Origin of the sequence: Pseudomonas sp. IzPS59 (genome assembly GCF_014863505.1) — a bacterium.
GTDB classification, from domain to species: domain Bacteria; phylum Pseudomonadota; class Gammaproteobacteria; order Pseudomonadales; family Pseudomonadaceae; genus Aquipseudomonas; species Aquipseudomonas kribbensis.
The window spans coordinates 2,517,828-2,532,558 of record NZ_CP062251.1 but is presented as its reverse complement, the minus strand read 5'-3'; the positions used below and the strand labels follow the sequence as shown (position 1 = coordinate 2,532,558).

Genomic DNA, 14,731 nt, shown 5'->3' with positions numbered 1-14,731 from the left:
TCAGAATCGCCAGCAGCCCGACCACCATCTCCAGCCCCCGCTCGACGCAGATCGCTACCCGCGCATCAGGACCAACGCCCAAGCTGCGCAAGTGATGGGCCAAACGGTTGGCCCGCTGATTCAACTCGGCATAACTCAGTCGCTGCTCACCGGAAAGCACCGCCACAGCCTGTGGCGACCGCAAGACCTGCGCCTCGAACAAGCCATGGATGCTCTGCTGAAGGTCATAACCGACATCGGTCGCGTTGAAGTCGAACAACAGCCGCTGCCGCTCCGCCCCCTCAAGAACCGGCAAGCGATTCATCGCCTGCGTCGGTGCCTGTTCCAGCGCCTCCACCAACGCCAACAACGCCGTCTGCATGTAGCCGCAAATCCGCTGCGCGCCAATGTCCGCCGGCACCATGGCAATCAGCGAGAAACCGTTGCCCAGGTCATCGACGTTCAGGCTCAGCGGGTAGTTGGTGCGTTCTTCACTGCTCAGGGTCTCGATGCCTTGCCAGGCCTGAATCACGCTGTCCGAATGCTCGGCGCCGTGGCTGTGTCGATAGTTAAGCATCGCGCTGAACAACGGCGACGGCGCCGCGATCCCGCTGCAACGCTGGGCCAGTGCCAGCGAAGCATGCTCATGCCCCAGCAACGCAGTGAGACGCTGATGCGTCGCCTTGACCGCTTCACGCACCGGGGTCTCGCCCAGATCGACCCGCAACGGCAAGGTGTTGATGAACATGCCCAGTGCGCGGTCGGCGCCCTGGCCCCCCTGCATCCGGCCCATCAGTACAGTGCCGAACACCACGTTGTCCTGCCCGGAGGTCGCCGCCAGTACCTGGGCCCAGGCAAGGTGGAACAGGCTGGCCACGCTGATGCCCAGCTGCCGCGCCTGACTGCGCAGACGCAGGTTCAGGCCGCTGTCGAGTACCTGCTGCACTTCCTCGATGCCGCGTCCGTCGCCGCGCACATCGCGCAGACTGAACGGCAGGGTCGGCTCGTCGATGTCGCCGAGCATGTCGCGGAAAAACGCTTCGTGCTCCGATTCCGTGACACCCAGACGCGCCTGTGCCACGTAATTGCGATACGGCACCGCCGCCGGCAACGGTTCGTCGGCCCCGCGCAGGTACGCCTGCATTTCGTGGCGCACCACTTCCAGCGCGGTGTGGTCGAGCACAATGTGATGGAACAACAGCATCGCCACCACCCGGCCACGGGCCGGATCCCGGGCATACACCAGACGCAGCAACGGCGCCTGGGCGATGTCGAGGCGGTAATGCCGCGCATCGAATCGGGCATGCAGCTGCTCAAGAATGTCGCCAGACGCAGGATCGAGCATGACCTCCTGCACCACCAGTTCAGCCTGACGCCACACGACCTGCACCGGCACGCCCAAGCCTTCCCACACCACGCCCGTGCGCAGCACGTCATGGCGGTCGATGACCTGTTGCAACGCCGCGCTGAAACGCTGCACACGTTCAGGACTGTCGAACGCGATACGCGATTGCAGCAGGTAGGGATCGCCCTCTCCCGCGCTCAAGTGATGGTAAAGAATGCCTTCCTGCAACGGTGCCAGCGGATAGATGTCCTGCACGTTGGCGGCGCCACCCGGCACGCTGGACACCACGCGGTCGATGGCGGCTTGATCCAGCGAAACCAGCGTCAGCATCTGCGGAGTGATGCGGGTGCAACCGGCGGCGATGCGATTGGCCGGCACTTCGATTTCGCGACCGCTGCCCACGGCCGCAGCCAGCGCGGCCAGGGTCGGTTGACTGAACAGCACCCGCACATCGGTGCTCAGGCCGATCTGGCGCATGCGTTCGATCAGGCTCACCGCCAGCAGCGAGTGTCCGCCCAGTTCGAAGAAGTGATCGTGGCGCCCGACCCGCTCGACGTTCAACACCTCACCCCACAATCGGGCCAGGGCGATTTCGGTCTCGCCGAGCGGAGCCTCGTACTCGCGCACCAGCACCGACTCGGCACCGGGAGCCGGCAACGCCTTGCGATCCACCTTGCCGTTGGGGCTCAGTGGCAGGCTGTCGAGCGCGACGAAGGCCGACGGCACCATGTAGTCCGGCAGGCGTGCGAGCAAGTGTTCGCGCAACGCCTCGATCCCCGGCTGCCCGGCCTCGGCGTGCCAGGTGAAGTACGCCACCAGACGTTCTTCACGCACCAGCACCACGGTTTCACGCAGGGCTGGATGGCTGAGCAGTTGCGCTTCGATTTCACCCGGTTCAAGGCGCAGGCCACGCAGTTTGACCTGGAAGTCGTTGCGCCCGATGAATTCGAGCTGACCATCGGCGCGGTAGCGCACCAGGTCGCCCGTGGCGTACAGCCGATCGCCGGCCACGAACGGGCTCGGGATAAACCGTTCGGCCATCAACTGCGGCAGGCCCAGATAGCCCCGCGCAACCCCGGCACCACCAATGAACAACTGACCGATGACGCCCATCGGCACCGGCTGTTCGGCGGCATCGAGTACGTACAGACGGGTGTTGTTGATCGGCCGCCCGATCGGCAAGGCGTTGTCCGGCACCGGCATCGACGGTTCCAACGTCCACACCGTGCTGTCGACCGTGGCTTCAGTCGGGCCGTAAACGTTGTGCAAGCGCACCTGCGGCAAACGCTCACGCACAAGGCGCGCCAGCGCCGGTGTCAGGTCGCCGCCGCCACAGAACACATCGGTGAGACTGCTGCACTGGCTGACGTCGTCCTGCTCGAGGAACTGTTGCAACAGCACCGGCACGAACTGGATCACGCTGATCCGCTGCTCGCGAATCACCTGCGCCAGATACGCCGGCTCGCGGTGCCCGTCAGGACGCGCCAGCACCAGCCGCAGCCCGGCGCTCAAAGGCCAGAACAGTTCCCAGACCGAGGCATCGAAACTGAACGGAGTCTTCTGCAACAGCGCGCCGTCCGTCGCGACAGGACACAGCAGCGAACTCCAGTGCAGCAGGTTGCCGACGCCACGATGCTCGACCATCACGCCTTTCGGCGCACCGGTCGAGCCGGAGGTGTAGATCACGTAGGCCAGGTTCGAAGCGCTCAGGTTCGGTACTTGCGGATTGTCCTGCGGGTTGAATGTCCAGTGGTCCTGATCCAGATCGATCACCAGCGCGGAGCTCTCGTCGAGCAATGCGCGAGTCGCCCCATGCACCAGCACCGCCACCGGGGCGCTGTCCTTGAGCATGTAATCCAGACGTTCCGCCGGGTACGCCGGGTCCAGCGGCACATAGGCACCGCCCGCCTTGAGGATGCCGAGCAGACCGACCATCAGTTCCAGCCCGCGCTCGACGCAGATCGCTACACGCGAATCCGGCTCCACTCCCAGTTCGCGCAGGTGATGGGCCAGACGGTTGGCTTGAGCGTTGAGTTCGGCGTAGGTCAGCCGCTGCTCACCGGCCTGCAACGCAATGGCTTGCGGCGTGCGTTGTACTCGCGCTTCGAACAGCCCGTGAACGGTTTGCTCCAGATTGTCTGCGGTGCCGGTGGCGTTAAGGTCGTACAGCACCTGCTGACGTTCTGCACCGTCGAGGATCGGCAAGCGATTCAGCGGCTGATCCGGTGCCTGTTCCAGGGCATCCGCCAGTTTCTCCAGCGCGGTCTGCATGTAGTCGCAGATGCGCTGTGAACCGATGTTCGCCGGGGTCATGGCGGTGAGCACAAAACCGTTGCCCAGATCATCGACGCCCAGGCTCAGCGGATAGTTGGTGCGTTCTTCGCTGCTCAGGGTTTCGATGCCTTGCCAGGCCTGACGGACGCTTTGTTGTTGCGCCTCGTCGGCGCTGTGCCGGTAGTTGAGCATTGAACTGAACAGCGGCGACGGCGCGGCCACGCCACTGCAACGCTGGGCCAGCGCCAGCGAAGCGTGCTCATGACCGAGCAATGCGCTCAGACGTGCATGCGTCGCCCGAGCCCCTTCGCGCACGGGGGTTCCACCGAGATCGACCCGCAGCGGCAAGGTGTTGATGAACATCCCCAACGCCCGGTCGGCACCCTCGCCGCCCTGCATCCGGCCCATCAGCACCGTGCCGAATACCACACGATCCTGCCCGGACGTCGCTGCCAGCACCTGACCCCACGCAAGGTGGAACAGGCTGGCCACGCTGATGCCCAGTTGCCGGGCCAGGCTGCGCAGACGCTGGCCGGTTGCAGCCGTCAGGGCCTGTTGCGTTTCCTCGATGTCGCGACCGTCGCCTTGCACATCCTGCAAGCCGAACGGCAAGGTCGACTCGTCGATGTCGCCGAGCATGTCGCGGAAGAATGCTTCGTGGTCCTGCTCGCTGACACCCAGCCGCGCCTGCGCCACGTAATTACGATAAGGCACCGCCGCGCCCAGCGAGGCTTCGCGCCCTTGCAGGCAGGCGAGCATTTCGTGCTGCACCACATCCAGCGCGGTGTGATCCATCACGACATGGTGGAACAGCAACATCGCGACCACCCGATCGTGAGCCGGATCACGGGCATACACCAGCCGCAGCAACGGTGCCTGACTGATGTCGAGGCGGTAGTGACGGGCATCGAAACGCCCGTGCAATTGCTCGAGAATGTCGCCCTGTGCAGGGTCGAGCACGACTTCCTGCACCGCCAGTCCGGCATGACGCCACACCACCTGCATCGGCGCGGCCAGTTCCTGCCAGATCACCGCCGTGCGCAGGATGTCGTGGCGGGCAATGACCTGACGCAGCGCCGCCGCGAACGCTTCCACACGTTCGACGCTGTCGAAGGCCAGCCGCGATTGCAGCAGGTACGGGTCGCCCTGTTCGGCGCTCAAGTGGTGATAAAGGATGCCTTCCTGCAACGGTGCCAGCGGATAAATGTCCTGCACATTCACGGCGCCGCCGGGCACCGTGGCAACGATGCGGTCGATGCTCGGCTGATCCAGTTCGGCCAGGCTCAGCAGGTCCGGGGTGATATGGGTGCAATCAGCAGGAATGCGGTTGGCCGGTACTTCGATCTCACGACCGCTGCCCACCGCAGCGGCCAGTGCAGCCAGGGTTGGCTGGCTGAACAGCACGCGAACGTCGGTGTTCAGGCCGATCTGGCGCAGGCGTTCGATCAGGCTGACGGCCAGCAGCGAATGGCCGCCCAGTTCGAAGAAGTTGTCGTGACGACCGACCTTTTCCAGCTTCAGGACATCCGCCCAGATCTGCGCCAGTGCGGTTTCCACCGGGCCTTGCGGGGCTTCGTATTCGCGGCTGAGCCAGGCGTTCTGATCCGGCTCCGGCAAGGCCTTGCGGTCGAGTTTGCCGTTGGCGGTCAGCGGCAAGGCGTCGAGTCGCACGTAAGCTGCCGGGATCAAGGCTTGCGGCAGAAGCCCTTGCAGATGATTGCGCAGGGCTTCGATATCGGCCGGTGCACGCTCGGTGAACCACGCCAGCAACTGCCCGTCGCGCACCAGCGCCACGGCGTCCTGCACCGTCGGATGGCTGGCCAGCGCGGCTTCGATTTCCCCCAGTTCGACCCGCACGCCACGCAGTTTCACCTGATCGTCGTTGCGGCCCAGGTATTCGATGTTGCCGTCCGCCAGCCAGCGCGCGAGGTCACCGGTGCGGTACATCCGCGCCTGCGGCTGGTCGCTGAACGGGTCGGCGAGGAAGCGTTCGGCGGTCATTTCTGGACGATTCAGGTAACCCCGGGCCACGCCGGTGCCTGCGACGTACAACTCGCCCGTGACACCTACCGGCACAGGGCGCTGCTGATCGTCGAGCAGATAGATGCGGGCGTTGGCCATCGGCCGGCCAATGTGCAGCGGCTGACCGACTTCCACCGGGCCGGACGTCGCGACCACCGTTGCTTCGGTCGGGCCGTAGTTATTGATCACCGCGAAGCTTTGCGCACGGCTGAACTGACGTAGTTTGTCGCCACCGATCAGCAAGGTGCGCAGGGTCGGGTGTTGCAGCTCGCGGCTGAAGGCATATTCGGCCACCGGCGTCGGCAGGAAACTCACCTGCAACGGCTGCGCCCGCCACCAGTCGAGCAATTCGTCCAGGTGTTCATTGCTCACCGATTCCGGCGGCAGATGCAGGGTCGCGCCGACGCACAGTGCCGGCCAGACTTCCCAGGCCATCGCATCAAAACCGAACCCGGCAACGCTGGCGGTGTGGCTGCCGGCGTGCAGGTCGAAGGCTTCAGCGTGCCAGTGCACGAGGTTTTCCAAAGTCGCGTGTTCGACCATCACGCCTTTCGGCTGGCCGGTGGAGCCCGAGGTGTAGATCACGTACGCAAGATTTGCCGGGGTCAGGTACGGCAGTTGCGGGTCGCTGTCGGGCAGGTGTTGCCAGGCGTCGCTGTCCAGATCGATCACCGGCATCATGCCCGGCAGATCCCGGGTCGAGGCCTGGACCAGCACGGCCACCGGATCGCTGTCCTGCAACAGGTAGGCAATGCGCTCCGCCGGGTGCGCCGGATCCACCGGCACATAACCGGCGCCAGCCTTGAGAATCGCCAGCAGCCCCACCAGCATCTGCGGGCCGCGACGCACGCAAATGGCGACGCGGTCGTCCGGCTGCACACCGAGGCCGATCAAATGATGGGCCAGTTGGTTGGCGCGCTGATTGAGCTGCCCGTAGGTCAGCTGTTGCGCGCCCTGAATCACGGCGAGGGCATTCGGATTGCGCTCGGCCTGCGCCTCGACCATTGCGTGAATCGTTGCGCCACGGGGATAGGCCGTGACCGGGGGATTGAAGCCCTCGACCAGACGCTCCAGTTCTGCGGTCGAAAGGATCGGCAAGCGGTTCAACGGTTTTTGCGGCGTCTGTTCCAGCGCCTGCACCAGTTGTTCCAGCGCGGTGTGCATGTAACTGCAAATCCGTTGCGCACCGATCTGGCTCACCGCCAGAACCGACAAGGCAAACCCTTCACCCAGATCGTCCACGCTCAGGGTCAGCGGGTAGTTGGTGCGTTCTTCGCCACCGAGTTTCTGCACGCCCTCCCAGATACCCTGGCCGTTCTGCGACTGTTGCGCGGGTGCGCTGTGACGGTAGTTGAACAAGGCACTGAACAGCGGCGACGACGCCGCAACACCACTGCAACGCTGGGCCAGCGCCAATGAGGCATGTTCATGTCCAAGCAACGCGGTCAGTCGTGCGTGAGTTGCCTTGACCCCGTCCCGCGCGCCGGCGCCGACATCGATGCGCAGCGGCAAGGTGTTGATGAACACCCCCAGCGCCCGGTCGGCACCATCGCCGCCCTGCATCCGTCCCATCATCACCGTGCCGAACACCACATCGCGGCGGTTCGACAGCACGCCCAGCACTTGCGCCCAGGCCAGGTGCATCAGGCTGGCGGCACTCACGCCCAGTTGCCGCGCCTGTTCACGCAGACGCACATTGAGCTCGGCCGCTACCGGTTGCAGCGCTTCCTCGATGCCGTGACCGTCGCCCTGCACATCCCGCAGCCCCAACGGCAGGGTCGGCTCGTCGATGTCGCCAAGCATTTCGCGGAAAAACGCTTCGTGTTCCTGCTCGCTGAGCCCCAGGCGTGCCTGGGCCACGTAGTTGCGATAGGGAATCGGCGCGGAAAGGTGGTCGATCTCACCGAACATCACACCGCGCATTTCATCGACGATCACTTCCAGTGCGGTGTGATCGAGAATCAGGTGATGAGACAGCAGGATCGCCACCACACGCTGCTGCTTCGGATCTTCGGCATATACCATGCGCAGCAGCGGCCCCTGGCTGATGTCGAGGCGGTAGTGACGGGCGTCGAAGCGCTCGTGCAATTGCTCGAGGATGTCGCCGTTTGCCGCGTCCAGCGCGACATGCTGTACCACCAGTTCGGCGTGGCGCCACACCACTTGATGAGGCGTCGCCAGGCCTTCGTGGACAACGCTGGTACGCAGGATGTCGTGGCGTGCGATGACCTGCTGCAAGGTATCGGTGAAGGTGCGCAGACGCTCGACACTGTCGAAGGCCAGCCTCGATTGCAGCAGGTACGGGTCGCCCTGCTCCGCGCTCAAGTGGTGATAAAGGATGCCTTCCTGCAACGGCGCCAGCGGATAGATGTCCTGCACGTTGGCGGCGCCGCCCGGCACCGTGGCGACGATCCGGTCGATGCCGGCCTGGTCCAGTGCGGTCAGGCTCAGCAGGTCCGGGGTGATGCGCGTGCAATCAGCAGGAATGCGGTTGACCGGCACTTCGATTTCGCGTCCGCTACCCACCGCCGCAGCCAGTGCAGCCAGGGTTGGTTGACTGAACAGTACCCGCACGTCGGTGCTCAGGCCGATCCGGCGCAGGCGTTCGATCAGGCTCACGGCCAGCAATGAATGCCCGCCCAGTTCGAAGAAGTTGTCGTGACGACCGACCTTTTCCAGCTTCAGAACATCGGCCCAGATCTGCGCCAGCGCGGTTTCCACCGGGCCTTGCGGGGCTTCGTATGCCTGGCTGAGCCAGGCGCCCGGATCCGGCATTGGCAAGGCTTTGCGGTCGACCTTGCCGTTGTTGTTCAGCGGCAACGCATCGAGCTGCACCCAGGCCGAGGGCACCATGTATTCAGGCAGGCGCGCCTGCAATTGTTCGCGCAGGCTGGCGCTGTCCACGCCCTCTTCGGCGGTGAAATACGCCACCAGACGCAGCGGCTCCTGGCCGTCCTGACGCGCCAGCACGATGGCTTCCCTGACCCCTTCGCAGTTCAGCAGACGGTTTTCGATTTCTCCCAGTTCGATACGGAAACCACGGATTTTCACCTGATCGTCGTTGCGACCGATGCACTCCAGTTGTCCCGGTGCCAGCCAGCGTGCGAGGTCGCCGGTGCGGTACAGCAACGCACCCGGTTGATCGCCGAACGGGTCTTGCAGGAATTTTTCGGCGGTCAGGTCCGGGCGATTGAGATAACCCAGCGCCACGCCCTGGCCACCGATGTACAGCTCGCCGGTGACGCCCATCGGCACCGGTTGCTGGCGGGCGTCGAGTACGTAGACCTGGGTGTTGGAGATCGGGCCGCCAATCGGCACGCTGTCGGCATCTTCTGCCACTTCGCGCACTTCGAAGGTTGTGGCGTAGGTGGTGGTTTCGGTCGGGCCGTAGCAGTGGACGATGCGCAGGCTTGGCGCCTCGGCCAGCAAGCGGCGGAAAGCCGCAGGATCGGCGCGTTCGCCGCCACACAGCACGATGCGCAAGCCTTTGAGGGCTTCGGGAATCAGCTGCACGTACTGGTTGAACAGCGCGGTGGTGACGAACAGGATCGTGACGCCTGAAGCCGCCAGGACCTGCCCGAACACGTTTGGATCAAGCAAGGTGTCGTGATCGATCACAACCACTCGCCCGCCGTTGAGCAGCGGCCCCCAGACATCCATGGTGCTGGCGTCGAATGCCGGGTTGGAGGCGAACGCCACCCGATCCTGTGGGTTGAAATCGGCGTAGCCGTTGTTGATCACCAGTCGCCCGATGGCCCGATGCGGCACCATCACACCCTTCGGCGTACCGGTGGAGCCGGAGGTGTACATGATGTAGGCCACGGATTCCGAAGACTGCGGCAGGTCCGGATTGTGCGTCGGTTGCGCGTCGAGTTTCAGCGCATCGAGGTCGATCCGACGCACGCTGTAGCCGACTGACTCGGTGCTCAAGGTCAGCAGCGCTTTCGCCCGACAATCCTCAACCATGAACGCCTGACGCTCGGCCGGCGCGTTGATGTCCAGCGGCACATAAGCCGCCGCACATTTGCCGATGCCCAGTTGCGCGACCAGCAGATCCAGCGACCGCGGCAGCAGGATCGCCACGTGGTCGCCCGGTTGCACGCCCTGCCCGATCAGGTGATGGGCCAGGCGATTGGCCCGTTGATCTAGTTCTTCATAGGTCAACACGGTGTTGCCATGCACCGCCGCCACGGCTTGCGGATGCCGTTTCACTTGCTGCTCGAACAGGCCATGAACCGTCGAACCCGACGGGTAATCCCGGTGGGTGGCATTGAACCCGGCCAGCAATTCCCGCCGTTCCTCCGGCGGCAAAATCGATAACTGATCGACGCCTCGTAGCGGCGTCTGCTCCAGCGCCTGCACCAGACTGTCGAAGGCAATATTGATGTACTCGCAGACCCGCGCCCCATCGATGCCCGGTACCGCTTGCACACTCAGACGCAAACCTTCGCCAAGGTCATCGACGCTGACCACCAGCGGATAGTTGCTGCGCTCGCGGGAGCTGAGCAGTTCAATGCCATCCAGCGTCAGCCCCGCCGCCTGCGGTGCGCTGTGGCGATAGTTGAGCAACGTGCCGAACAGCGGCAACGAGCCGGAAACCCCGCTGCAACGCTGGGCCAGCGCCAGTGACGCCTGTTCATGGGAGAGCAATTGCGCCAGCCGTTCATGGGTGGCGAGCACGCTGTCGCGCACCGCCGTAGCGGTCACGCTGACCCGCAGCGGCAAGGTGTTGATGAACAGGCCCAGCGCCCGGTCGGCGCCCTCGCCGCCCTGCATCCGGCCCAGCAGCACCGTGCCGAACACCACTTCGTCCCGGCCGCTGATCTGCGCCAGGACCTGCGCCCAGGCCTGGTGCGCCAGACTCGCCACGCTGATGCCGAGCCGCCGTGCCTGCTCGCGCAGACGCAAGGCCAGCGCGGTGTCCAGCGTAAGTTGGCTGTCGAGCACCGCGCTGCCGTCGCCGTGCACGTCCTGCACACCGAACGCCAGGGTCGGCTCGTCGATGTCGCCGAGCATGTCGCGGAAAAATTCTTCATGCGCCTCGGCATCCGCGCCAAGCCGTGCCTGCGCGACGTAGTTGCGATACTGCACCGGGGTCGCCAGCTCGGCGGCGTGACCGTGCAGCACGCTGTTCATCTCGCTCACCAGCACTTCCAGCGCGGTGTGGTCGAGCATCAGGTGATGCATCAGCAGGATGCCGACCCAACGTTGTTGCTGCGAATCCTCGGTGTAGGCGAAGCGCATCATCGGTGCGCGGCCCAGGTTCAGACGGTAGTGACGCGGGTCGAAACGCGCCTGCATCTGTTGCAGCACGTCGCCTTCCAGTGCTTCGTCATCCACCCGTTCAAGCGCCAGCGGCGCCGCCCGCCAGACCACTTGCACCGGCTCTTCGAGGCCTTCCCAGACCACGCTGGAACGCAGGATGTCGTGGCGCGCGATCACCACGTTGACGGCGCGGACGAACGCTTTGATCGACTTGATCCCGTCAAACACGAACTGCGCCTGCAACACATAAGGATCACCGGCAGTCGCGGCCATGTGGTGATACAGAATCCCCGCCTGCAACGGCGCCAGGGCGTAGATGTCCTGCACGTTGGCGACGCCACCGGGGACGCTTTCCACGATCCGGTCGATGCCGACCTGATCAAGTGAGGCCAGGGGCAACATGTCTGGCGTGATGTATTGGCAGTCAGGGGTGATGCGATTGACCGGTACTTGAACGCCGGACGACGCGCCCAGGGTTGCCGCCAGTCCTGCCACGGTAGGCCGACCGAACAGGACCCGGACATCGCAGCTCATTTCCTGTTGGCGCATGCGCTCGACCAGTTTCACCGCCAGCAAGGAATGGCCGCCCAGCTCGAAGAAATTGTCATGGCGCCCGACCTGCTCGACGTTCAGCAGGGTCTGCCAGATTTCGGCGATACGACATTCCACCTCGCCGACCGGCGCCTCGTACCCACGCAGCAACTGGCCGCTTTGATCCGGGGCCGGCAAGGCCTTGCGATCAAGTTTGCCGTTGGGGCTCAGGGGCATGGCGTCGAGATGGACGAATGCCGTCGGCACCATGTAATCCGGCAACTGCTCCAGCAGATGGCTGCGCAGTACACCAATGTCCAGCGGCTCACCGCTGTAGTACGCCACCAGCCGTGGATCGCCGGCCACGTCTTCGCGCACCAGCACTTCGACGGCGAGCACGGTGTCGAGTTGAATCAGCCGCGCCTGGATTTCCCCGAGCTCGATACGCAAGCCGCGAATCTTCACCTGATCGTCGTTGCGACCGAGGTATTCGAGGTTGCCGTCGACCCGATAGCGGCACAGGTCACCGGTGCGGTACAGCCGCGCATTGGGCTGATCGCTGAACGGATCATCGAGGAAACGCTCGGCGGTGAGCGACGCAAGATTCAGGTATCCACGCGCCACCTGCACGCCACCGATGTACAGCTCGCCGGCCACGCCCAGCGGCAACGGTTGCAACTGCTCATCGAGAATGTACAAACGGGTGTTGCTGACGGGCCGGCCGATGGGCAACAGCGCCTCCGGCACCGGCATCGACGGATCCAGCGTCCACACCGTGCTGTCGACCGTGGTTTCGGTCGGGCCGTAGACGTTGTGCAAGCGCACCTGCGGCAGACGCTCGCGTACCTGACGGGCCAACGCCGGCGTCAGCTCGCCGCCGCCACAGAACACATCCGTGAGGCTGGTGCACTGGCTGACGTCTTCCACGTCGAGGAACTGTTGCAACAGCGCCGGAACGAACTGGATCACGCTGATGCGCTGCTCGCGCACCACGTGCGTCAAGTACGCCGGTTCGAAGTGCGCATCGGGGCGCGCCAGTACCAGACGCAGACCCGATGTCAGCGGCCAGAACAGCTCCCAGACCGAAGCGTCGAAACTGTAAGGGGTTTTCTGCAACAGGGCGCCGTCCGACACGGGCGGGCAAACCTGCGAGCCCCAGTGCAGCAGATTGCCCAGGCCACGATGCTCGACCATCACCCCTTTCGGCGTGCCGGTGGAGCCCGAGGTGTAGATCACGTAGGCCAGGTTCGAAGCGTTCAGGCCCGGCACCTGAGGATTCTGATCGGGGTAGTCCTGCCAGTGATCCTGATCGAAATCGAGCAACGGCACGCCGCCCGCCTCGAACAGCGCCCGGGTCGCGCCGTGCGCCAGCAGCGCCACCGGGGCGCTGTCCTTGAGCATGTAGTTCAGACGTTCCGCCGGGTACGCCGGGTCCAGCGGCACATAAGCGCCGCCGGCCTTGAGGATGCCCAGCAGGCCGATCACCAGTTCAGGCCCGCGTTCGACGCAGATCGCCACCGGCGTATCCGGCCCGACACCCAGCTCACGCAAGCGGTGAGCCAGGCGATTGGCCCGGGCATTAAGCTCAAAGTACGTCAGTGACAGCTCATCGGCCTGCAACGCGATGGCTTGCGGCGTGCGCTGAACCTGAGCCTCGAACAGGCCATGAACTGTCTGTTGCAGATCGATCTCGACGCGACTGTCATTGAAGTCCACCAGCAATTGCTGCCGCTCCTGCTCCGGCAAAACCGGCAACTGGTTGATCAGCGTCTCGGGCGAGTGCTCCAGGGCATCGAGCAAGGCGTCGAGTGCAGTTTGCACATAGGCGCAGACCCGTTCGGCACCGATGCCGCTCGGCGCGATGGCGGACAGCCGGAAACCACTGCCCAGGTCATCGACGCTCAGGGTCAGCGGATAGTTGGTCGGTTCCTTGCCACTCAGGACCTGGACGCCGGGGGCCAGTTCGATCACTGCGGCAACATCACCGACAGCGCTGTGGCGATAGTTGAGCATGGCGCTGAACAACGGCGTCTGCGCATTCAACGCGCTGCAACGCTGGGCCAGTGCCAGCGAGGCCTGCTCATGGGCGAGCAAGGCGCTCAATCGACGATGCGTGGCGAGCACGCCGTCGTGAACGCTTTGCGCGCCGACATCGACCCGCAACGGCAAGGTGTTGATGAACATGCCCAGTGCCTGCTCGCCGCCGTCGCCCGCCTCCATGCGCCCCAGCAACACGGTGCCGAACACCACCGAGGTGCGCCCGGACAACTGGCCCAACACCCGCGCCAGCGCCAGGTGCATCAGGCTCGCCACGCTCACGCCGAGTTGCCGCGCCTGCGTGCGCAGTCGCAGGTTCAGTGCGTCGCTGAGCGTCAGTTGCGAGTCTTCGAAATCCTGCCCGCCGCCCTGAACATCCTGCAACCCCCACGGCAGTGTCGGCTCGTCGATATCGCCGAGCATCTCGCGGAAGAACGTTTCGTGGGCCTGCTCATCGAGCGCCATGCGCGCCCGAGCCAGGTGATTGCGAAACGGCACCGCCGGCGCGACGTGTTCGCTTTGCCCTTGCAGCCAGGCCTGGATTTCCCGGCGCACCACGTCCAGCGCCACGTGGTCGATGATCATGTGATGGAACAGCAGCAGCGCGACGATCCGCCCCTGCGCCGGATCCCGCGCATACACCAGCCGCAGCAGCGGCGCCTGCTGCAGATCAAGGCGCAAGTGACGGGCGTCGTAACGCGCCTGCAACTGACTGAACACATCGGTGGACGTGTCGAGCTGCACCTCTTCGCAGGCCAGCGGCGCCTGGCGCCAGACCACTTGCACCGGTTCGTCCAGGCGCTCCCAGACAAACGAGGTGCGCAGAATGTCGTGACGGTCGATCACCCATTGCAAGGCCTGGGCAAACGCGTCGAGGCGCTCGTGACTGTCGAACGTGAACTGCGCCTGTTGCACATACAGATCGCCTTCGCCGGCGGCGAGGTGCAGATACAACATGCCCTCCTGCAACGGCGCCAGCGGATAGATGTCCTGCACATTCGCCACGCCGCCCGGCACGGTGGCGACGATACGGTCGATGGCCGGCTGATCCAGTTGCACCAGCGGCAGCATGTCCGGGGTGATGCGCAGCGCCGGACTCGACCAGTCGCCGCCATGGCTCGCCACCAGCTCCAGCAACTGCGCCTTGTGCTTGGCGAGGCTGTCCCAAAGCGCGTCGTCCAGCGCATCGTCGTCGCCCAGAATGACCAGGTCTTCATCGTCCTGTTGAAGGCGGATCGCATGGGTGGAAATAACAGCCATCAGCTCGCGAAATTGCAT

1 protein-coding gene (running past one end of the window) is annotated in these 14,731 nt (G+C 64.6%); it reads right to left on the bottom strand.

The window, feature by feature from the left end:
• Window positions 1–14,731 carry the 5' portion of a non-ribosomal peptide synthetase gene (locus tag IF189_RS11405; protein ID WP_192553308.1) on the bottom strand. 1,538 nt of this gene lie to the left of the window's left edge, so the window shows 14,731 of its 16,269 coding nt (coding positions 1–14,731); the start codon lies at window positions 14,729–14,731; its stop codon lies off the left edge, out of view.